Genomic DNA, 21,430 nt, shown 5'->3' on the forward strand with positions numbered 1-21,430 from the left:
CCTGGTCGCCGGCCCAGGCGGGCAGCACCGGCGCGAAGTGCTCGACCACCGGGAACGGATCGTAGAAGTGATGCAAGAGATCCTTCCAGCGCTGGTATTCCGCGGAGCCGCGGAATCCGACGACGTGATCGTCGAGGTGGTCCCACTCCACCCGGAGCAGGTAGCTGCCCGGCGACTCGATGCCGCGCGACAGCGACAGCGAGCGGAATCCGGGCATGCTCGCGATAATCGGCCGCGCCGCGGCGAAGGCGGCCTCGAAGTCGGCGGCCGACTCCGGCCGGACGGGCAGCAGGGCGTGTTCGATGATCATGCGGAACCCGTCAGGAGGCGTGGGTGCTGTTCGGTCTGCGGACCGAGGCGGTGGCGCCGTCCCGGTGTCCCGGTGGCTTCGCGCGGTACATCGCCAGGTCCGCGTCGTGCAGCACGGCCTCAGGGGTGCGCCGGTCGCCCGCGCTCAGCTCGGTGACTCCGATCGAGGCGTTCACCTGGATGCGGTGCCCGCGGGCGATGATCGGCTCGGCCATGGTGGAACGGAGCCGGGCCACCAGCGCGTCGATGTCGACCCGCCGGGTGACCCCGGACAACAGCACGAGGAACTCGTCACCGCCGAGCCTGCCGACGATGTCGTCACCGCGCAGCGCGCGTTGCAGCCGCTGCGCGACGATCTGCAGCACGGTGTCGCCGATGGCGTGCCCGAGCGTGTCGTTGATCGCCTTGAACCCGTCCAGGTCGATGAACAGCACGGTGGACACCGGCAGCAGCTCCTCGGCGCTGGCCAGCGCGGCGGCCAGCTGGGACAGGATCAGGGAGCGGTTGGCCAGGCCGGTCAGCGAATCGTGCGTGGCCTGGTATTCCAGTTGGCGTCTGCTGGCGCGGAACTCGGTGATGTCGGCGAAGGAGGACACCGCCGACGAACGCGCGTCGCCGGGATTGAGCAGGCGGCTGCTGCCCGACAGCCAGCGGCGCTGGCCGTCGACGCGGTCGACGCCGAAGACGTAGCCGGTGATGGTCTCGCCCGTGGCGAGGGTGCGTGCGACGGGATGGCGGCTCGGCGGCAGCGGCTGGGCATTGGCGTCCAGCAGCACCAGCGGAAGCGACTGAATGGTGCGGCCGATCACGTGCCGGTCGGGTCCCTCGGTGCCGAAGATGCGTTTTGCCGCCGGATTCATCGATTCGATCCGCCCCTCCGGATCGATCACCACGACACCCTCCTCCAGCTGGGAGACCACCGTGGTGAAGTAGTGCTCGGCCCGGCGCTGCGCGGCCTCGGCGTCGCGCTGGGCGGTCAGGTCGTGGATGACCACCTGATAGGCGAGACGGTCGTGCCAAGCGGTCAGCACCGACACCGTCTCGACGGGGACGCTCACGCCATCCAGCCGCATCAGCGATATTTCGGTCGGAGCCGAGGCCGTGCCCGCGACGGTGAGCGCGCCGATGCGGTCGAGCATCGCGGGGACCGAGGCCGGATGGACGAAGTCGGTCAGCGGCCGGCCGATCACCTGCTCGGCGCTCTCGGCGGCGAGCAGGCGGACGGTAGCGGGATTGACGTAGACGACCATCCCGCCCTCGTGCACACAGATCCCGTCGGGGGTGTGCTCGACCAGGGAGCGGTAGCGCTCGGCCAGCTGTTCGGCGGCGTCGACCGCGGCGGCTAGCTTGTCATCACCCACTCGAACCCCCGATCATCGACCCCATTATGGCCATTGGAACACGGGATTATTGTGGTATCGACGTGGACAAGATCACACCGACCACGCTATTGCTCTGATCACAGTACCGGCACTATTTCGGATTCCATCCGGCGTTCATGACAGAACCGTTCGCGGCCGGGTACGGTGCTCGGCCCGGGAGCCGGTGGAGGAGCGAGACTGCCGGGCGTCGACCCGAACACCGCTGCCGGTTCCGAAGCGACTCACCCCGCCATCAAGATCATATGACGGAAGCCGGGATCGGCGCGGCTGGGGTGGGGAGCGTCGCGGGGGTGGATTGCGTTGATCGCGGTCCGTACGATGGTGCATGGTGTTGTGTGACCAGCAGGGCCTGAATCGCGGCTGCGCCAGTCGAATTCGCCGATGGTGACTTTCGGCCCTGTTCGCGGCACCTTTGCGGTGATGGCATAGGGGTGGACTGGATCGATCTGGAAAGCGGGGCGTGACAGATGGTTTCCTCGGGGCGGCGATTCACGTCGGAACACTGGGTGACGGCGGCGGCGCCGGAAGTCGCGGTGACCACCCGAGGGCCCGTGCCGGCCATGGACGTGACCCGGACGGTGCGGGCGATCGGCCGCGTCCTGCGCAGGCATCACCTCGACGCGGCCGCCCGGGCGCGCCTCACCGCGCCCTCCGACCCGGAAGAGCCGACGGTGGTGCAGGCCGATATCTCCGGCCGGGACATCACCACGCGGGTCCAGGTCACCGGGCCGCGCGGCTTCGCGGTCACGTTCGCCGCCGAACGCCTGGATCGCCAGCTGGCGCGGATGGCCGCGCACGAGTCCCGGATCTGGCCCGACCCGGCCCGCCCCGCGCTGGCCCGAGTCGGCGAACCTCGGGAGATCGTCCGCAGGAAACACCGCACCTTGCTGACCTGCACGCCCGCCGAAGCGGTCGCCGTGCTGGACGCGATGGACTACGACGCTCACCTGTTCACCGACGTCGAGACCGGCGAAGACGCCGTGGTGCACTGGGCCGCCGAGGGTGTGCGGCTCATCCGGCAGCGCGCGACGTACCCGCCGGTCTGGTCGCCGGAGGTGATCGCGGCCTCCGTCCCGATCGTCGTCGACGCGGAACCGGCCCCGCGCCTCAATCCCGGCGATGCGGCGAACGTGCTCTGCCGCAAGGGATTGCCGTTCCTGTTCTACACCGACCCGGACAGCGGCCGCGGAGGGCTGCTGTACCGGCGTTACGACGACGACCTCGCGCTCGTCGTTCCCGCCTGATGCGCTAGGCGAGCGGCGCGGACCAGTGGACCCTGGTGCCGCCGTTCGCGGCGCGTTCCACGGTGCAGTGGCCATCCGACAGATGCGCGCGGTGCGCGAGATTGGCCAGGCCGCTGCGTGCCACGTCCGCGGGCATGCCCGCGCCGTTGTCCTCGACGAGGACGGTCAGTTCGTCACCGACGGCGATCTCGACGAACAGCCGGTTCCCGCCGGAGTGACGCACCGCGTTGCTGACCGATTCGCGCACCACGGCTTCCGCGTGATCGGCGAGTGCGTCACCCACCACCGACAACGGTCCGCAGAACCGCACGCTCGTCCGGAAGGCGGCGTCCGCGGTCTGCTGCCGGATCGCGTCCTCGAGCCGCCGCCGCAGGGGGTCGCCGCCGTGCAGGTCGAAGATCGACGTGCGGATCTCCTGTACCACCTCCTGTAATCCGTCCATCTCGGCCGAAATTCGTTGCCGCACTTCGGGATCGCCGGTGCGGGCCGCGGTGGCCCGCAGCCCGAGACCGACCGCGAACAGCCGCTGGATGACGTGGTCGTGCAGATCGCGCGCGATGCGGTCGCGGTCGGCGAGTACGTCGAGCTCGCGCATCCTGCGCTGGGTCTCGGCCAACTGCATGGCCAGCGCCGCCTGGTCGGTGAAGGCCGCGGTCAGTTCGATCAGGTCGTCGGTGTAAGTACCGCAGGCGGGTGGACGCGCGAGGATCAGCACGCCGAGCACGAGGTCGGCCGTCCGCAGCGGCAGGATCACCGCTGGCCCCGCGGGCCCGATCGGTGCGCCCAGATCGACGGACCCGGCGTCGGTCACCTGTACCACCGCGCGTTCGCAGAGCGCCTTGCCGGTGGCGGTGTCGGCGATGCGCACCCGCCGCGGCCCATGGCCGGGGCCGAACCATTGCGCCACGATGAGCTCGGTGGCCTCCTCGGGCGGCGTCCCCGGCGCCACCACGGCGAGCAGCGCCTGCTGCGAGCCGGTCAGCGCACGGGCGCGGGCGACCACCTGCGCGAGGACCAGATCCGGCGTGGTGCCCGCGAGGAACTCGGTCGCGATGTCGCGGGTCGCTGTGATCCATGCCTGCCTGGTCCGTGCGGATTCGTACAGCCGTGCGTTCTCGATCGCGATGCCCGCCGCGGCGGCCAGTGCCAGCACGATCGACTCGTCGTCGTCGGTGAACGGTTGCCCGCCTGCCTTTTCCGTGAGGTACAGGTTGCCGAAGATCTCCTCGCCGATCCGCACCGGGACGCCGAGAAAGCTCCGCATCGGCGGATGACGCGGCGGAAATCCCACCGACGCGGGGTGTTTCGACAGATCCGCCAGCCGGATCGGTTCCGGTTGCACGAACAGCAGTCCCAGCACGCCGTGGCCCTCGGGCAGTCGGCCGATCCGCGCCCGGGTCGCGTCATCGATGCCCTCGTGGATGAATTCGACCAGCTGCAGGTCGTTTCCGCGCACGCCTAACGCGCCGTAGCGTGCGTCGACCAGGCGCGCGGCAGTCCGCACGATGACGCGCAAGGTGCCGAGCACCGTAGCCGGGAGGCTGGGGGTGACGTCCGTCATAGAGGTTTCCGGAGGCCGGTGGGGTGCGCAGAGCTCGCTCAGTCTAGTCGGCTGTATCGCCGTCCGACGTCCGTATGCCGGGCACCCGCAGTCGACCGTCGGACAGTTCCGCGCCGAAATCGGCCGGTGCATCGGCCACGCGCTGGGCTCGGTCGCCTCGATCTGCTCGACGACTTGCTGTCGGCACGTATAGCTGCTGGTCTCCGCCCCCAGCCGGGTCGAGTACGGCCCGACCGCCACAGCGCTGTCATTCGCCATGGCCTGCGTCGGGCAGTACCCGCGTCACCGGCCGCACGGCTTGCTCGGAGATCCGCACCGCCCGCTCTGCGGCACCGCACAGCCTCCTGGTGGAATGACTGTCCGCGCCGTGCTGTTGACCAGTGGTGCCGGGAGGGCGATGCTACGGAGGCGTCCTGGCCCGTTTCCCGGCTCCATCCGTACTGTCCGGCCGCGGGGCTCCGCCATTCATTGAGGTGACGGGCGGTCGGGGAAACTTGTCGGTGCCCATGCCTAGCATGGCAGCCGGGGGGATGTCTGGACGTCGACCACGAAGGAGAAGGGACGGCCTGTGGCGGAACGCCTCACTGTGCGCGGAGCTCGGGAGCACAACCTGAAGGGGGTCGATCTCGACCTGCCCCGCGACAGTCTCATCGTGTTCACCGGTCTGTCCGGCTCGGGCAAGTCGAGTTTGGCCTTCGACACGATCTTCGCGGAAGGGCAGCGGCGCTACGTCGAGTCGCTGTCGGCCTACGCGCGCCAGTTCCTCGGCCAGATGGACAAGCCCGACGTCGACTTCATCGAGGGTCTCTCGCCCGCGGTGTCGATCGACCAGAAGTCGACCAACCGCAACCCCCGCTCGACCGTGGGCACCATCACCGAGGTGTACGACTACCTGCGCCTGCTCTACGCGCGTGCGGGCACCCCGCACTGCCCGGTGTGCGGTGAGCTGATCGCCAAGCAGACGCCACAGCAGATCGTCGACCAGGTGCTCGCCATGGAGGAGGGCCTCCGCTTCCAGGTGCTCGCCCCGGTGGTGCGCACCCGCAAGGGCGAGTTCGTCGACCTGTTCGACCAGCTGAACACGCAGGGCTACTCCCGCGTGCGGGTGGACGGCGTGGTGTATCCGCTCACCGATCCACCGAAGCTGAAGAAGCAGGAGAAGCACGACGTCGAGGTCGTCGTCGATCGCCTCGCGGTCAAGCCGAATTCGAAGCAGCGCCTCACCGACTCGATCGAGACCGCGTTGCGGCTGGCCGATGGCATCGTCGTGCTCGATTTCGTCGACCGCGACGAGCACGCGCACGACCGGGAGCGCCGTTTCTCCGAGCGCCTGGCCTGCCCCAACGGTCACCCGCTCGACATCGAGGACCTGGAGCCGCGCTCGTTCTCGTTCAACTCGCCCTATGGCGCCTGTCCGGACTGCACCGGCCTCGGCATTCGCAAGGAGGTCGACCCGGACCTGGTGGTGCCCGACCCGGCGCTGAGCCTGAACGAGGGCGCGATCGCCCCTTGGTCGCGCGGGCAGACCGCCGAGTACTTCACCAGGCTGCTGTCCGGCCTCGCCGATTCCATCGGCTTCTCGATGGACACGCCGTGGCAAGACCTCCCGCCGAAGGCGCGCAAAGCGGTGCTGGAGGGCAGCGCCGACCAGGTGCATGTGTCCTACACCAACCGCTACGGCCGCAAACGCTCGTACTACGCGGATTTCGAGGGTGTGATGCCGTTCTTGCAGCGGCGCATGGAGAACACCGAGTCCGAGCAGATGAAAGAGCACTACGACGGGTACATGCGCGACATCCCGTGCCCGGTGTGCAACGGTGCCCGGCTGCGCCCGGAGATCCTCGCGGTCACCATCGCCGCGAACGGCGACAAGAAATCCATCGCCGACGTCAGCGACCTGTCCATCGGCGAATGCTCCCGGTTCTTGAACTCGCTGACGCTGGGGGAGCGCGAGACCGCCATCGCCGGGCAGGTGCTCAAGGAGGTGCAGGCACGACTGGGCTTCCTGCTCGATGTCGGCTTGGAGTACCTGACGCTCTCCCGCGCGGCCGCCACCCTCTCCGGTGGCGAGGCGCAGCGCATCCGGCTCGCCACCCAGATCGGCTCCGGCCTGGTCGGCGTGCTCTACGTGCTCGACGAGCCGTCCATCGGCCTGCACCAGCGGGACAACCGCAGGCTCATCGAAACCCTCACGCGCCTGCGCAATCTGGGCAACACGCTGATCGTCGTCGAGCACGACGAGGACACCATCCGCGCCTCGGACTGGGTGGTCGACATCGGCCCGTACGCCGGCGAGCACGGCGGCACGGTGGTGCACAGCGGGCCGTACGAGGAATTGCTCACCGATCCGAACTCGCTCACCGGTGCGTACCTTTCCGGCCGGGAGCGCATCGAGGTTCCGCTGGTACGCCGACCGGTCAGCAAGAAGCGGCAGCTCACCGTGGTCGGGGCGAGCGAGCACAATCTCACCGGCATCGACGTCAGCTTCCCGATCGGCGTGCTCACCGCGGTGACCGGCGTATCCGGGTCGGGCAAGTCGACGCTGGTAAACGACATCCTGGCGACGGTGCTGGCGAACCGGCTCAACGGCGCGCGGCAGGTGCCGGGCCGGCACACCCGGGTCAACGGGCTCGACCATCTGGACAAGCTGGTGCAGGTGGACCAGTCGCCGATCGGCCGCACGCCGCGGTCGAACCCGGCCACCTACACGGGCGTCTTCGACAAGATCCGCACGCTGTTCGCGGCCACCACCGAGGCGAAGGTCCGCGGTTACCAGCCCGGCCGATTCTCGTTCAACGTCAAGGGCGGCCGCTGTGAGGCCTGCTCCGGCGACGGCACGCTGAAGATCGAGATGAACTTCCTGCCGGACGTGTACGTCCCGTGCGAGGTCTGCCATGGCGCCCGCTACAACCGGGAAACCCTCGAGGTGCACTACAAGGGCAAGACCATCGCCGAGGTGCTGGACATGTCCATCGAGGAGGCCGCGGCGTTCTTCGAACCGGTCACCTCGATCCACCGCTATCTCAAGACCCTGGTGGACGTCGGGCTCGGCTACGTGCGTCTCGGCCAGAGCGCGCCGACCCTGTCCGGCGGCGAGGCGCAGCGCGTGAAGCTGGCCGCCGAACTGCAGAAGCGGTCCACCGGACGCACGGTGTACATCCTCGACGAGCCGACCACCGGCCTGCACTTCGAGGACATCCGCAAGCTGCTGGCCGTGATCAACGGCCTGGTGGACAAGGGCAACACGGTGATCGTCATCGAACACAACCTCGACGTCATCAAGACCTCCGACTGGGTGATCGATATGGGTCCGGAGGGCGGATCCGGCGGCGGCACCGTGGTGGCCCAGGGCACGCCGGAAGATGTCGCGGCCGTGACCGGCAGCTACACCGGCCAGTTCCTCCGGGAGGTACTGGACCAGCCTTCCGCGCCGAACGCCGCGAAGAAGGCTCCGGCGAAGAAGCCGGCGCGGGGAGCCGAATCCACCGCTGCCAAGGCGACCAAGCGGGTGACGAAGAAGGCGGCGGCGGTCGGCTGACCTGTCGTGGGCGCGGCGGGGTCCGGGTTCGATCGGGTCTCGCCGCTTTCGTTGTTGGTGCGTTGGCCGGTCGGCGGTTGACGGTGTCGCCCGTCGATGACGTCAGCGGTTCGCGATCGCGTCGATGAGTTCCGCGAGCTCTTTCGGCTTGGACCACATCGGCCAGTGGCCGGTCGGCAGGTCGACGTATTCGGCATCGATGCGGCCCAGCTCGGCGAAGATCGCCGCTTCGCCGTTGTCCCGCAGCTTCTTGACCAGCTCGGCGGTCATGCTGCTGCAGATCACGGTGGTGGGGACGGCGAGCCGCGTGGGCGAATCGCTCAAGCGCAGCGGTGCCGCAGCGACGGACACGGGCTCGGGCACGGCACGCTCGCGGAAGCGAGCCAGGGCCGCCTCGTCCAGCCCGGCCAGGCTGTTGCCCTCGGCCTCCAGCTCGGACCATTCCGGCAGGGTCCATTCGCGTGCGGCGATATCCAGTGCGGAGTTGATGACGAAGCCGTTCGGTAGCGGCGCGCTGTCGACGTAGATCGCGCGGTGGAACAGCTCGGGCGCGCGGTCGATGGCCAGATACGCGGGCGCCGCGCCGCCGGAATGCGCGACCAGCGCGACGGTTTTCCCCGCGGGCACCGCGTCGATGATGGCCTGCGCCTGGGTTTCCAGGGTCGCCGACAACCGGTCGGGGTCCGCGGCGTCCAAGCCGGGCAGCGTGAGCGCCATGACCTCGTTGCCGCGCTGGCACAAATCGGGGGCGACTTCGTCCCACGCCCATGCACCGAGCCAGAATCCGGGAGCGAGAAGAATCCGAGTAGCCATGGCCTCACTGTGCCCTACCCACTGGGAATTTTCCTAAACTTCGGTGCCGCAGCGTGTGTTTCGTCCTGATTTTCCGCCTCGCGTCGGCGTGGCGCATCGCGGCGACCGGGTAGTTTCCCGCCGATGCCAGGCGTCGGGAGTCCGGTCCGCTTCGAGTCAGTAGACCGGGCCGGTGTATTTCTCGCCCGGGCCTTTGCCCGGCTCGTCGGGATGGGCGGACGATTCGCGGAAGGCGCGCTGCAGCGATTGCAGGCCCTCGCGGATCGGCCCGGCGTGCGGACCCAGGTACTCCACCGACGCCGTCACCAGTCCGGCCAGCGCGGTGATCACGCGCCGTGCCTCGTCCAGGTCGCGGCGCGGACTGGCGTCCGGATCCTCGTCGGCCAGCCCGAGCTTCTCCGCCGCCGAGCTCATCAGCATCACGGCGGCGCGGCTGATCACCTCGACCGCGGGGATGTCGGCCAGTTCGCGTACGGAGGTGTCGAGCTCGTCAGTCATGCCCTTCAGGCTAGCGACGCCGCCCGCAGCATCCGGAGGTGGCCGATCTCCGCGACGTTCTTCATCAGCTCCGCGTTCACCCAGCCGGCCAGATGCGCGAGCGTCAGTCCGGCGTCTGCGGGCCACGGATAGGCGGTGGGGCGATCCAGGTCCGATTCGGTCAGTCCGTCGAGCACCCGCTCCCATTCCGTGCCGAGGTCGCGCAGGCAGGTGATCGCCGCGGGGCCGTCGCCGGGCCAGTGCACGTCCTCCCGCGCGGGTGGGGTCTTCCCCTCGGCGTGGTCGATGGCCGCGCCCCACCACCAGCCGATGTGCCAGGTGAGCCAGCCGATCGTGGGGACCGGAACGGGGTCGGGTTCGGTATCGGCCCAGTCCGGCCGCCACACGCCCTCGGCGTCGGGCCGGACGGTCCAGGTGAGCCCGGCGGGTTCCCAGAGGAAGTCCTCGGGCGCCAGCGCGTCGAGATGGAGGCCGGCGAGGGACCAGGTCAGGTCGAATTGCCAGCGCAGCAGGTCACGGCATGGTGTGCGCACCGGGGGAGCGTGGCACGCGGGATACGGCCGGGCAAGCGGTTTTCGTCCCGATTCGGCGATAGCCGAACGGAATGTTAGACTGGCCGCCGACGACCGCCCCGGGATTGCCCGGGGCTGATAAGTGGAGCCCGACTCCCACCGCTGCCGACGAGTGATCGTACGGTCAACGGTCCGGTCGCCCGCCCGGCGAGGGCGGGTTTCTTGTGCCGGGGTTCTCGTAGGAGAGCCGCCACACGAGGGTCGATCCGAGTTCGCTCGCGATCGGCGATCGGTCGACCTCGGGCCCCGTGTCGCGGAATACCGCACCGGGGCCTTTGTGTTGAACAGGGGTTGCAGTTATTGCGTGCGGTCGTCTGACGACACCGCTTGACCTAGGAGGCCCCATCAGCACTGAGACCCGCATCAACGATCGCATCCGTGTTCCCGAAGTCCGGCTCATCGGACCCGGCGGCGAGCAGGTTGGGATCGTGCGTGTTGAGGATGCATTACGCGTCGCCCTCGAAGCCGACCTCGATCTCGTCGAGGTGGCACCCGATGCTCGTCCACCGGTCTGCAAGATCATGGACTACGGCAAGTTCAAGTACGAGACGGCGCAGAAGGCGCGCGAGTCCCGGAAGAACCAGCAGCAGACGGTGATCAAGGAGCAGAAGCTCCGTCCGAAGATCGACGATCACGACTACGAGACCAAGAAGCGGAACGTCGTTCGCTTTCTCGAAGCCGGGTCGAAGGTCAAGGTGACGATCATGTTCCGCGGCCGTGAGCAGTCCCGGCCCGAACTCGGCTTCCGGCTGCTGCAGCGGCTGGCCTCCGACGTCGCCGACCTCGGTTTCGTGGAAACCTCGGCCAAGCAGGACGGTCGCAACATGACCATGGTCCTCGCCCCCCACAAGGGTGCGAAGACGCGGGTGAAGGCGCAGCAGGAGTCCACCCAGCGCCCGGCGCCCAGCGCCGCACCGGCCGGTCAGCCCGCCGCGGAGCAGGCCGAGACGGCCGGCCCGCAGTAACACCGATCAGAACACCGGCGGTCCTACGGGGCCGCCGGACGACAGATAGAGGAATCCATGCCGAAGATGAAGAGCCACAGCGGCGCCTCGAAGCGATTCAAGGTGTCCGGCAAAGGCAAGCTGCTTCGCCAGCAGGCGAACCGTCGCCACCTGTTCGAGCACAAGCCCACCCGCCGGACTCGTCGTCTGGACGGCGTGGAGGTCGTCGCCGCCGCCGACGTCCGTCGTGTGAAGAAGCTGCTCGGTATCTGATCGCGCCGCCGCGCTGACCAGCCGGCATATCGCGACCGGACCATGTCCGGCCCCATTCCCGACCCATTTCCGGGCGCCGCCCCGCGCCCCAGATCGAACAGGACTGACCAGTGGCACGCGTCAAAAGGGCCGTCAACGCGCAGAAGAAGCGCCGTTCCATTCTCGAGGCCTCCAAGGGCTACCGTGGCCAGCGCTCGCGGCTGTACCGCAAGGCCAAGGAGCAGCAGCTGCACTCGCTCGCCTACGCGTACCGGGACCGCCGGGCGCGCAAGGGTGACTTCCGCAAGCTGTGGATCGCCCGGATCAACGCCGCGGCGCGGATCAACGACATCACCTACAACCGCTTCATCCAGGGCCTGAAGGCCGCGGGTGTCGAGGTGGACCGCAAGATTCTCGCCGAGCTCGCGGTGTCGGACGCCGAGGCGTTCGCCGGTCTCGTCGCGGTCGCCAAGGCCGCCCTGCCGCAGGATGTCAACGCCCCGGCAGCCTGATCCGGACGCTGATTGACACACGCACGCGGACAACTGTCGGAACGACCCGTGGAAGCGCTCAGCGAGCGCAATCCGCGGGTCGTTCTGTCGGGTCAGCCTTCGGCCGATCCGCTGAGCCGGCCTTTGATGAGCTCGCGCAATCCGCAGGTTGTTTCCGTGTCGGTATGGGCAGGTCGCTGTGGAAGCTGAATTTATCGACTGGCGCAATCCGCGGGTCGTTTCCGCGGTCAAGCTGCAACGCAGCGCGCAGCGTCGCAAGACCGGCCGATTCCTCGCCGAGGGTGCCAACGCGGTAGCCGCCGCGCTGGAGACGGCACGGGTGCACGAGCTGTTCTACTCGCGGGCGGCCGCCGAACGCGACCACGCGCTGATCGCAGCCGCGGCCGCCACGGGGGTGCGCACCACGCTGGTGAGCGATCGCGCGGCACAGCATCTCGGCGAGACCGTCACGGCTCCCGGGCTGGTGGCGGTCTGCGATCTGCTCGACGTGCCTTTGGTGCAAATCCTCGACGCCAGCCCGCGGATGCTGGCCGTTCCTGTCGAGATGGCCGAGCCGGGTAACGCGGGGACGCTGGTCCGGGTTGCCGATTCCGTCGGCGCCGACGGCGTGGTGCTGGCGGGCGACACCGTCGACCCGCACAACGGCAAGTGCGTGCGTGCGAGCGCGGGCAGCATCTTCCATGTGCCGATCGCACGGCACCGGGACGTCGCCGAAACACTGGAGTCGATCGCGGCGGCGGGCATCACGATCCTGGCGACCGCGGCGAACGGCGAAGTAGACCTCGACGACGCCGACGAACTGTTCACCCAACCGGTCGCGTGGCTGTTCGGCAACGAGGCGCACGGCCTCGACCCGGCCGTCGCGCGCCGCGCCGACCACCGCATCCGCATCCCCATTCGCGGCCGCGCCGAGAGCCTGAATCTGGCCACAGCCGCCGCGATCTGCCTCTACGCGAACTCCCGCGTCCGCTACGGTGGCTGATTTGTAGCGCCTGCGGCGCTGCGTGTGCGGGCCGCGGACCGACATCCGGTGCCGGGCGCAGCACAGTTCCCGGCAGCCACAGCCGGCCCGGACGGCGTACCTTGATGCCGCGTAACGGAGCCCCGCTGGTCAATCGCCGTATTTGCGCAGGTCTTCCATGATCTCCGTCGCCCATGCCGCGGGCACCGCGTCCGGCCCGGCGACCCGCATCGCGCTCATCACCGTGAGCAGCATGCCGGTGGCCAGGAAGCGCCGCGCCTCGATTTCGGGTGCTCCGGTCAGTTCCCGGATCAGCTGGTAGATCGCCCCGAACCGCGCCCTGACCTCGTCGCCGATTTGGGGGTCGGCACTGGCCGCGAACCCGTGCAGCAGCACCTGAAGCAGTTCTCGTTCGGCCAGGAACGCCGCGTAGCCGCTGGCGAGCGCGGCCAATGCCTCGTCGGGGCTCGCGTCGGGCTCCGCGTCGGCGCGCTGCGTCCGGAAGATTTCCTCGATCCGGTCGCATACGCGATGCAGCGCGGCGCGGAAGAGGTGCTGTTTGGTGCCGAAGAGCCGGATCACATACGGCTGCGAGACGCCTGCGCGCCGGGCGATCTCGTCGGTTTTGGTGGCGGCGTAACCGGACTCTGCGAAGGCCGAGACGGCCGCGCGCAATACCTGCTCGCCCCGTTCGGTCGCGGTCATTCTGGTCCTGTTCGTTCCCGCCATCGTGCTCCATTTCTGCTGGTTAGTGGCCTGCTCTTGACATGTTATCAGTCAATGCATACCGTTGCGAGGCAACTAGTTATCAGTCAATTACAACAAGGACTGGACATGACCGAGACTCTCGAATCCGCGGCCGCGACGCCGGTTGTGACGCCCGGGCGGACGATCGGCGGGCGCAGGCTCGCCGCCGTCCTGGCCGCCGTCGGCATCCCGATGTTCATGGTCACGCTGGACAACCTGGTCGTGACGAACGCGCTGCCGGTGATCCGCACCGAACTGGGGGCGTCGCTGGCCGACCTGCAGTGGTTCGTCAACGCGTACACGCTGTCGTTCGCCTCGCTGCTGCTCACCGCCTCTGCCATCGGCGACCGGTTGGGCAGGCGCCGGATCTTCCTGCTCGGCATCGCCCTGTTCACGCTGGCTTCCGCCGCCTGCGCGCTGGCGACCGGGCCGGGCATGCTGATCGCCGCACGCGCGGTGCAGGGCTTCGGCGCGGCGGGCGTGATGCCGCTGTCGCTGACGTTGCTGTCGGCGGCCGTTCCGGAACGGATGCGCAACGCGGCCATCGGCATCTGGGGTGGGATCGCCGGTCTCGGTGTCGCACTCGGGCCACTCATCGGCGGCGCGGTGGTGGACGGGCTCAGCTGGCAGTGGATCTTCTGGCTGAACGTGCCCATCGGCTTGGTGGTATTGCCGTTCGCGGCGCGGGTGCTCGCCGAATCGCACGGCGGCAGCCGCCGCCTCGATCCGATCGGCTTGCTGCTGTCGGCGGGCGGCGTGCTCGCGGTGGTGTGGGGCGTCATCCACGGGGCCGACGACGGCTGGACCTCCGCGAGCGTGCTGTCCGCGCTGATCGGCGGTGCCGCGCTGCTGATCGGCCTGATCGGCTGGGAACTGCGCACGCCGGAGCCGATGCTGCCGCTGCGGCTGTTCCGTTCCCGTGCGTTCAGCGTGAGCAATGTGGTCGGCTTCGCCTTCTCGGTCGGCGTGTTCGGGTCGATCTTCCTGCTCGCGCAGTATTTCCAGGTGGTGCAGGGCTACAGCCCGCTGGAATCGGGTGTGCGCACCATGCCGTGGACCATGGCGCCGATGGTGGTGGCGCCGATCGCGGGTCTGCTGGTGGACCGGGTGGGCGCGCGCACGCTGATCACCACGGGGCAGGTGTTGCTGGCCGCCGCGCTGGCCTGGATGGCCGCGATCACCACCGTGGATATCGGCTACGGCTCGTATGTCGCGCCGTTCCTGCTCGCGGGCGTGGGGATGGGGCTGACCTTCGCGCCCGCGTCGACCATCGTGATGGCCAGTGCGGCGCCGGAGGACCAGGCCATGGCCTCGGGTACCAACAACACGATCCGCGAGATCGGCGTGGCGATGGGTGTCGCGGTGCTCGCGTCGGTGTTCGCCTCGTCCGGTTCCTACTTGGGGCCGCAGAGCTTCGTGGACGGGCTGGTGCCCGCCGTCTGGGTCGGCGCGGGCATCGTCGCGGCGGGCGCGCTGGTGTCACTGCTGTTGCCGCGGCGGGTGGTCGTGGCGGACTGACCCGCATGCTGGCCTCCGGCATCGCCGCTGCCGAGCCTGCCTTCTCCGGCGGGGCGGCCCCGATGACCAGGTCGGGCGCCCTTCCCCATGCTTCGGCGGGAAGGGGCGCTTCTGCTGTGCGCAGTGGCAACCGGGATACCGCCCCACGTCGTGGCAGGACATGGTGATCCAGGGCTCTCAGCTGGCGCGGCTTGCCGCGATCGGTCCTGGTTGACGTCTCGATAACAGACTGTCTGGTCTGCGCTACCGGGTAATCCGCGTGAATCGCCCCCGGGCCATCGAATACGATGCGACCAGCAGCAATGCGGGTCGGCAATCAGCTGTGCCCGCGAACCGATCCCCAGGGGAGAGACGGAGCATCGTGGCCGACGACATCGACGCAGGCGAGCAGAACGCGGCGCTGACCGAGGAGGCACTGGCCGCGGCAGCGGCGGCCGCCGAGAAGGCGTTCGCCGCTGCCGCCGACCTGGATGCGCTCGCGGTCGCGAAAACCGAACACCTCGGCGCCAAGGCGCCGCTGGCGCTGGCTCAGCGTGCTTTGGGTGGCCTTCCGAAGTCGGAGAAGGCCGACGCGGGCAAGCGGGTCAACCTCGCCAGAGGCAGAGTGTCCGAGGCGTTCGAGGCCCGCCGCGCCACGCTGCTGGCCGAGCGCGATGCGGCCGTGCTGGTCGCCGAGGCCATCGACGTGACGCTGCCCGCGCGCCGCACGGCAGTGGGCGCCCGGCATCCGATCACGGTCATCTCCGAGCAGATCGCCGACGTGTTCGTCGCGATGGGCTGGGAGGTCGCCGAGGGTCCCGAGGTGGAGACCGAGCACTTCAACTTCGACGCGCTGAACTTCCTGCCCGACCACCCGGCGCGCACCATGCAGGACACCTTCCACATCGCGCCGGAGGGTTCCCGGCAGGTGCTGCGCACGCACACCTCTCCGGTGCAGGTGCGCTCGATGCTGGAACGCGACCTGCCGATCTACGTGGTCTGCCCCGGCCGCACGTTCCGCACCGACGAGCTGGACGCCACGCACACCCCGGTGTTCTCCCAGGTCGAGGGCCTGGCGGTGGACAAGGGCCTGACCATGGCGCACCTGCGCGGCACCCTGGACGCGTTCGCCAGGGCGCTGTTCGGTCCGCAGACCCGCACGCGTATGCGCCCCAACTACTTTCCGTTCACCGAGCCTTCCGCCGAGGTCGACGTGTGGTTCCCGGACAAGAAGGGCGGTCCCGGCTGGGTCGAGTGGGGTGGCTGCGGCATGGTGAACCCGAAGGTGCTGATCGCCAGCGGGATCGATCCCGAGGTGTACAGCGGGTTCGCGTTCGGCATGGGCTTGGAGCGCACTCTGCAGTTCCGCAACGGCATCCCGGACATGCGGGACATCGTCGAAGGCGACGTGCGTTTCACGCTGCCCTTCGGTATCCGGTCCTGACCCCACCCTTCGATCGAGAGAGCGAAACGTCAAGTGCGAGTAGCGCAGTCCTGGCTGACCGACATCATCCAGCGCACCAACCCGGAGTGGTCGGTGACGCCGGAGGAGCTCGACGCGGGATTCGTCCGGGTCGGGTTGGAAGTCGAAGAGGTCGACAAGCTCCAGCGCGTCGACGGCGCGGACGGCCGGCTGCCGCTGGTGGTCGGCCGGGTCGCCGAGATCGCCGAGCTGACCGAGTTCAAGAAGCCGATCCGCTTCTGCAAGGTGGATATCGGCGCGCCCGAGTTGCAGGAGATCATCTGCGGCGCAAGCAATTTCGCGGTCGGTGACCTGGTGGTCGTGGTGCTGCCCGGCGGTGTGCTGCCGGGTGGGTTCCAGATCACCTCGCGCAAGACCTACGGCCATGTCTCCAACGGCATGATCTGCTCGGTCGCCGAACTCGGCATCGGCAAGGAACACTCCGGCATCCTGGTGCTGGAGCCGGGCACCGCCGAGCCCGGTACCGACGCCAACGAGCTGCTCGGACTGGACGACACCGTCATCGAGCTGAACATCACTCCCGACCGCGGCTACTGCTTCTCGGTGCGCGGGCTGGCCCGCGAACTGGCCTGCGGTTTCGATCTCGACTACGCCGACCCGGCCGTGCGGACGCTGCCCGACTACGAGGCGGAAGCCTGGTCGATCCGGGTCGAGCCGAGTTCGCAGTGCACCCGCTTCGCGGCGCGCCGGGTCACCGGCATCGATCCGACGGCGGTCAGCCCCTGGTGGTTGCAGCGCAGGCTGTTGCTGTCGGGTGTGCGCCCGATCTCGCCCGCGGTGGACGTCACCAACTACGTGATGCTCGAGCTCGGGCAGCCGCTGCACGCGTTCGACGCGGCGAAGGTGTCGGGCGGCCTGGTGGTGCGCAGCGCGAGCACGGGGGAGAAGCTGCGCACGCTGGACGATGTGGAGCGCGTGCTCGACCCCGAGGACGTGGTGATCGCCGACGATTCCGGCGTCATCTCGCTGGCCGGTGTGATGGGTGGCGCGAGCTCCGAGGTGGGGTCGGAGAGCACCGACATCCTGCTCGAGGCGGCCACCTGGAACCCGCTGCGGATCTACCGGACCGCGCGCAGGCACAAGCTGGTGTCCGAGGCGGGCAAGCGGTACGAGCGCGTAGTCGATCCGGAGATCAACGTCGCCGCGCTCGACCGGGCCGCGAGCCTGCTCGCCGAGATCGCGGGCGGCACCATCGAACCCGTGCTCACCGACGTCCGGATCCCCGCACTCGCCGCCGAGCCGATCCGCATCGACATCGATCTGGCCGATCGCGTCGCGGGCGTCATCTACCCGACCGGGACCTCGGCGCGCCGCCTGGCCCAGATCGGCTGCACCGTCGAGGTCGGCGTCAGCGAGACCGGACACGGTCAGCTGGTGGTGACCCCGCCGAGCTGGCGGCCCGACCTGGCCCAGCCCGCCGACCTGGTGGAGGAGGTGCTGCGGCTGGAGGGGCTCGAGCAGATCCCGTCCGTGCTGCCCGCCGCCCCGGCCGGGCGCGGGCTCACCCCGGCCCAGCGCCGTCGTCGTGCGGTGAGCCGCGCGCTCGCGTTCGCCGGTGCCGTGGAGGTCCCGCCGCCGGTGTTCCTGCCCGCCGGTGTGTTCGACACGTGGGGCTTGGCCGCCGACGACCCGCGCCGGATCACCACCCGGGTGCTGAACCCGCTGGACGTGGAACGCGCCGAACTGGCCACCACCTTGCTGCCCGGCCTGCTCGAGGTGGCCGTCCGCAATATCTCGCGGGGTGCGCGTGATCTCGCGATCTACGGCATCGCGCAGGTGGTGCTGCCGGGGCCGAACGTCCGGGCGGTCGAGCCGCTTCCGGTGGACCGGCGTCCCACCGGTGACGAGGTCGCCCAGCTGCTCGACTCGCTGCCCGACCAGCCGGTGCACGTGGCCGCGGTCCTGACCGGCCGCCGCGAGCCGCGCGGGCCGTGGGGGCCGGGTCGCCCGGTCGAGGCCGCGGACGCGTTCGCGCTGGCGGACGCGGCCGCCGACGCGGCGGGCGTCACCATCGAGCGCCGCCCCGCCGCGGACCTGCCCTGGCACGCCGGTCGCTGCGCCGCGATGGTGGTCGAGGGCGCCGTCGTCGGCTACGCGGGCGAACTGCACCCCGCCGTGCTGGAGCGTTCGGGTCTGCCGCCGCGCACCTGCGCCGTCGAACTCGACCTGGACGCGCTGCCGCTGCGGGAAGCGCGACCGGTGCCGACGGTGTCGCCGTTCCCCGCGGTGCTCCAGGACGTTTCGGTGAGCGTCGAGAAGACGATTCCGGCGGCATCGGTCGAGTCCGCGCTGCGCGCGGGCGGCGGCCGGCTGCTGGAGGACATCGCCCTGTTCGACGTCTACGAGGGCGCGCAGGCGGGCGAGGGACGCAAGTCGCTGACCTACGCGCTGCGTTTCCGCGCTGCCGATCGGACGCTCACCGAAGACGAGGCGAGCGCGGCTCGGGACGCGGCCGTCGCGGCGGCCGCCGACGCGGTTGGCGCGGTCCTGCGCGGCTGAGCGGAGGACCCGGCGACCGTGCGGCCCCGGTGGCGGCATGATCGCGTCTCAGGTGCTGTCCGGTAGCCCGATCCAGGCGCTGCGGTGTCCGAGGGCGGCGCGGACCGCACGCGACCTCGCACCACCCGCCTGTCGTCCCGCCACCACCCGAGAGTAAGAACAGGGGCATGCGACATCCGGCCAGTCCGATCCTCAACGCGCTGACCTACCTGCCGGAACGGACGATCGTGCAGACCCCGGCGTTGCTGGGCATGGACTACACCGACCTGTCTCTGACCACTTTGGACGGCGAGGTCTTGCACGCCTGGTGGATTCCGGCGCGGGAATCGGCCGGGCACATCCTGTTCGCGCACGGCAACGCGGGCAATATCGGTGATCGGGTGCCGATCTTCGCGTTGCTGACCGAGGCGGGATTCGACGTGCTGGCCTTCGACTACCGCGGGTACGGGCGTAGCACCGGAAGGCCCACCGAGCACGGCACCTACCTGGACGCCCGCGCGGCGCGTGAGGCCCTGCTGGCGCAACCCGGTGTCGATCCGGATCGTGTGCTCTACCTGGGCAAATCGCTCGGTGGGGGCGTGGTGCTCGAGCTGGCGCAGTATCACCCACCGGCCGGGTTGATGCTGATGTCCACGTTCACCGGGCTGCGCGACGCGGCTCGCTCGGTGTACCCGTTCCTGCCCGCGCCGCTGGTCCCGAACGCGTATCCGAACGAACGCCGCATCCGCGAGCTGCGCGCCCCGGTGCTGATCATGCACGGCGACCAGGACGAGCTGCTGCCGCCGCGGCACGCGGAACGGCTCTACGCCGCGGCCAGGGAGCCGAAACGGCTCGTCGTCTTTCCCGGCGCGGGGCACAACGACCTGATCACGGTCGGCGGCTCGGCCTGGTATGACCTGGTCCGGCACTGGGCGGGCAGCGTGGTCCTGCGGTGAACCGGACACGCTGGTCGCCGCTGCGTAGCCTGGCGTCATGAGTGACAACAGCGATATCGCGAGCCGGTTGGCCGGGTTGCCCGACGCGGAACTGGCGGGTGTCCTGCTGGTCGCGACCGCGGGACGGCCGGGGTTCGCGGCGGTCCACGCGGCGCTGGCAGGGCTGCTCGAGTCGGGTGATGCCGGCCGCATGGCGGATGTGACTCCTGCCACTCCACCTGGGACGGTTCCGTTCCCCGCGCAGCCGCCGGAGGTATCCGGGCAGGTCGCAGACGTTTCCGCGGTACCGGCGGTACCGGTACCACCGCCGGGTATCGCCACACCCGCCGAGAGCGGCGGATATTCGGCCTCGGGCGTTCCTACTTTCGAGTCAGTTCGCGATAAGGTCGAGCAGCGCTTCGGCACCGCGCAGGGGATGAGCGAACTCGACCGGCAGACTCCCGCGGGCCGCAGCGCGGACGAGCAATGGGAGGCACGCGAGAAGGCCACGCGGGAGCGCCTGGATCGGATTCGGAAATCGCTGCATGGCAACGACACCGATCCAGACCAGCCGTGATCCGGGCCGGGCGCGCCGGACGACGACTGTGATGGATGGATTTCGATGAGCGAGCCGCGTGAGATCGCCGAACGGCTGCTGGACGCCCAAGTGGAATTCCTGCTCGCCGAGGTGACCGGCGACCGCTTCGCCGAGGTGATCGCGCGCGACACCGAAGCCGTGCTCGCGGTCGCCGACACGCTGGTCTTCCGGGACATCGTCGAGATCGACCAGGCCAAGGAAACCGTCCGCACCGTCATCGAGCTGATCGGCGGCAGTCCGGTGCTCGCCGACATGGTCGGGGTGTTCGCCGATTCCATCTACGACCACATCGCCGAAAATCACGACTACACGCTCGGCGAGGTGGTCGACCGCGAGCCGGTCGAGGCGCTGCTGGAGAAGATCTTCGGCATGCACCAGGCGCAGGAGCGCATCCTGGACCGGCTCACCGAGAGCCCGCTGGTCGCCACCGTCGCCTCGAAGTTCGTGGACAAGCTGATCAACGACTTCATGCAGGCCAACCGGGAACGCGCCGAGAAGATCCCGGGCGTCTCCTCGCTCATGTCGCTGGGCCAGTCCGCCGCCAATCGGGCGAAGAAGGTCGCCGCCGACAGCACCTTTGTGGGTGACCTCGCGGGCAAGGGCGCGCTGTTCGCGCTCAAGCGCACCAACAACGCGATCCGCGAGATGCTGCGCGACGCCCCGGTGCACGACGCCGCGATGGAGTTCTGGGACCTGCACGCCGACGAACCGGTCAGCGGCCTGCGTGAATACCTGACCCAGAAGGATCTCAACGAGCTGGTGCTGCTGTGCTACGAAATCGCTGTCACCACGCGCGAGAAGGAGTACTTCGGCCTGCTCGTGGATGAATGCGTCGAGGTGTTCTTCACCAAGTACGGCGATTACACGCTGGCGGCCATGTTGCCCGAACTCGGTCTCTCCGGCGACGACATCGCCAAGGAGATCCTGCGCTACGGCCCTGCGGTCATCGCGGGGGCGAAGCGGGATGGTGTGCTCGCCAGGTTGATTCGCGAGCGTCTGGCGCCGTTCTACACCTCCGACGTGGTGCGCAGTATTCTCGCCGACGCCACGGGGCCGACTGGTGGACAACGGGCATAACACCTGCGGCGCTTAGGCTTTCGTGTTCC

At 69.2% G+C, this 21,430-nt stretch carries 18 protein-coding genes and 1 pseudogene; 12 read left to right on the forward strand and 7 right to left on the reverse strand.

The features are described 5' to 3' along the window. Nucleotides 1-25: 25 nt before the first annotated feature. Nucleotides 26-310, reverse strand: a pseudogene (locus tag AB0M45_RS13365) (antibiotic biosynthesis monooxygenase); the annotation flags it as partial. 10 nt (nucleotides 311-320) lie between these two features. Next, on the reverse strand, nucleotides 321-1,670 hold the full coding sequence (locus AB0M45_RS13370) for a diguanylate cyclase (RefSeq protein ID WP_364327164.1): 1,350 nt from the start codon (nucleotides 1,668-1,670) through the stop codon (nucleotides 321-323). 488 nt (nucleotides 1,671-2,158) lie between these two features. On the opposite strand from AB0M45_RS13370, the gene AB0M45_RS13375 reads away from it, so the two are divergent. Continuing rightward, the gene (locus tag AB0M45_RS13375) at nucleotides 2,159-2,935 is read left to right on the forward strand and encodes a sigma 54 modulation/S30EA ribosomal C-terminal domain-containing protein (protein ID WP_364327167.1); all 777 of its coding nucleotides are present in this window, start codon (nucleotides 2,159-2,161) and stop codon (nucleotides 2,933-2,935) included. A gap of 4 nt (nucleotides 2,936-2,939) precedes the next feature. Here the strand turns inward: AB0M45_RS13375 and AB0M45_RS13380 are convergent, their stop codons facing one another. Further along, nucleotides 2,940-4,496: a GAF domain-containing protein gene (locus tag AB0M45_RS13380; RefSeq protein ID WP_364327170.1), complete on the reverse strand. Its 1,557-nt coding sequence runs from the start codon at nucleotides 4,494-4,496 to the stop codon at nucleotides 2,940-2,942. Between the two features lie 568 nt (nucleotides 4,497-5,064). On the opposite strand from AB0M45_RS13380, the gene uvrA reads away from it, so the two are divergent. Beyond that, nucleotides 5,065-8,034 carry an excinuclease ABC subunit UvrA gene (gene uvrA / locus AB0M45_RS13385; protein ID WP_364327173.1) on the forward strand — a complete coding sequence of 990 codons (2,970 nt, stop codon included), beginning with the start codon at nucleotides 5,065-5,067 and terminating at the stop codon, nucleotides 8,032-8,034. A 102-nt stretch (nucleotides 8,035-8,136) separates the two neighbouring features. Here uvrA and AB0M45_RS13390 read toward each other — a convergent pair whose 3' ends face one another. From AB0M45_RS13390 to AB0M45_RS13400, 3 genes are all read right to left on the reverse strand, one after another. Next, a complete protein-coding gene (locus AB0M45_RS13390; protein WP_364327176.1) occupies nucleotides 8,137-8,847 on the reverse strand; it encodes an alpha/beta hydrolase in 711 nt (236 codons plus the stop codon). Between the two features lie 156 nt (nucleotides 8,848-9,003). Further along, the gene (locus tag AB0M45_RS13395; protein ID WP_364327179.1) at nucleotides 9,004-9,345 is read right to left on the reverse strand and encodes a DUF1844 domain-containing protein; all 342 of its coding nucleotides are present in this window, start codon (nucleotides 9,343-9,345) and stop codon (nucleotides 9,004-9,006) included. A 5-nt stretch (nucleotides 9,346-9,350) separates the two neighbouring features. Then, on the reverse strand, nucleotides 9,351-9,878 hold the full coding sequence (locus tag AB0M45_RS13400) for a DinB family protein (protein ID WP_364327182.1): 528 nt from the start codon (nucleotides 9,876-9,878) through the stop codon (nucleotides 9,351-9,353). A 338-nt stretch (nucleotides 9,879-10,216) separates the two neighbouring features. Here AB0M45_RS13400 and infC point away from each other — a divergent pair, with 338 nt between their 5' ends. The 4 genes from infC (at nucleotide 10,217) to AB0M45_RS13420 (ending at nucleotide 12,607) form a co-directional block, all read left to right on the forward strand. Next, nucleotides 10,217-10,882, forward strand: a complete 666-nt coding sequence (gene infC, locus AB0M45_RS13405) for a translation initiation factor IF-3 (RefSeq protein ID WP_364327396.1) — start codon at nucleotides 10,217-10,219, stop codon at nucleotides 10,880-10,882. A gap of 57 nt (nucleotides 10,883-10,939) precedes the next feature. Continuing rightward, entirely contained in the window at nucleotides 10,940-11,134 is a 195-nt protein-coding gene (gene rpmI / locus AB0M45_RS13410; protein ID WP_040777415.1) for a 50S ribosomal protein L35, read from the forward strand. 110 nt (nucleotides 11,135-11,244) lie between these two features. Next, the gene (gene rplT / locus AB0M45_RS13415; protein ID WP_040777418.1) at nucleotides 11,245-11,625 is read left to right on the forward strand and encodes a 50S ribosomal protein L20; all 381 of its coding nucleotides are present in this window, start codon (nucleotides 11,245-11,247) and stop codon (nucleotides 11,623-11,625) included. A 178-nt stretch (nucleotides 11,626-11,803) separates the two neighbouring features. Continuing rightward, on the forward strand, nucleotides 11,804-12,607 hold the full coding sequence (locus AB0M45_RS13420; RefSeq protein ID WP_364327187.1) for an RNA methyltransferase: 804 nt from the start codon (nucleotides 11,804-11,806) through the stop codon (nucleotides 12,605-12,607). Between the two features lie 129 nt (nucleotides 12,608-12,736). Here the strand turns inward: AB0M45_RS13420 and AB0M45_RS13425 are convergent, their stop codons facing one another. Continuing rightward, nucleotides 12,737-13,291 carry a helix-turn-helix domain-containing protein gene (locus AB0M45_RS13425; RefSeq protein WP_364327190.1) on the reverse strand — a complete coding sequence of 185 codons (555 nt, stop codon included), beginning with the start codon at nucleotides 13,289-13,291 and terminating at the stop codon, nucleotides 12,737-12,739. A 129-nt stretch (nucleotides 13,292-13,420) separates the two neighbouring features. On the opposite strand from AB0M45_RS13425, the gene AB0M45_RS13430 reads away from it, so the two are divergent. The 6 genes from AB0M45_RS13430 to AB0M45_RS13455 all read left to right on the forward strand — a co-directional run bounded on the left by AB0M45_RS13430 (nucleotide 13,421) and on the right by AB0M45_RS13455 (nucleotide 21,401). Continuing rightward, entirely contained in the window at nucleotides 13,421-14,851 is a 1,431-nt protein-coding gene (locus tag AB0M45_RS13430; protein WP_364327193.1) for an MFS transporter, read from the forward strand. Nucleotides 14,852-15,212: 361 nt separating this feature from the next. Next, the gene (pheS, locus tag AB0M45_RS13435) at nucleotides 15,213-16,274 is read left to right on the forward strand and encodes a phenylalanine--tRNA ligase subunit alpha (protein WP_364327196.1); all 1,062 of its coding nucleotides are present in this window, start codon (nucleotides 15,213-15,215) and stop codon (nucleotides 16,272-16,274) included. Nucleotides 16,275-16,307: 33 nt separating this feature from the next. After that, entirely contained in the window at nucleotides 16,308-18,812 is a 2,505-nt protein-coding gene (pheT, locus tag AB0M45_RS13440; protein ID WP_364327199.1) for a phenylalanine--tRNA ligase subunit beta, read from the forward strand. 167 nt (nucleotides 18,813-18,979) lie between these two features. Beyond that, nucleotides 18,980-19,747, forward strand: coding sequence for an alpha/beta hydrolase (locus AB0M45_RS13445; RefSeq protein WP_364327202.1), 768 nt, complete (start codon nucleotides 18,980-18,982; stop codon nucleotides 19,745-19,747). A gap of 37 nt (nucleotides 19,748-19,784) precedes the next feature. Further along, a complete protein-coding gene (locus AB0M45_RS13450; RefSeq protein ID WP_364327205.1) occupies nucleotides 19,785-20,303 on the forward strand; it encodes a hypothetical protein in 519 nt (172 codons plus the stop codon). Between the two features lie 45 nt (nucleotides 20,304-20,348). After that, the gene (locus tag AB0M45_RS13455) at nucleotides 20,349-21,401 is read left to right on the forward strand and encodes a hypothetical protein (RefSeq protein WP_364327208.1); all 1,053 of its coding nucleotides are present in this window, start codon (nucleotides 20,349-20,351) and stop codon (nucleotides 21,399-21,401) included. The last annotated feature ends 29 nt before the right edge of the window (nucleotides 21,402-21,430 follow it).

This window comes from Nocardia sp. NPDC051787 (genome assembly GCF_040681325.1).
Taxonomy (GTDB): domain Bacteria; phylum Actinomycetota; class Actinomycetes; order Mycobacteriales; family Mycobacteriaceae; genus Nocardia.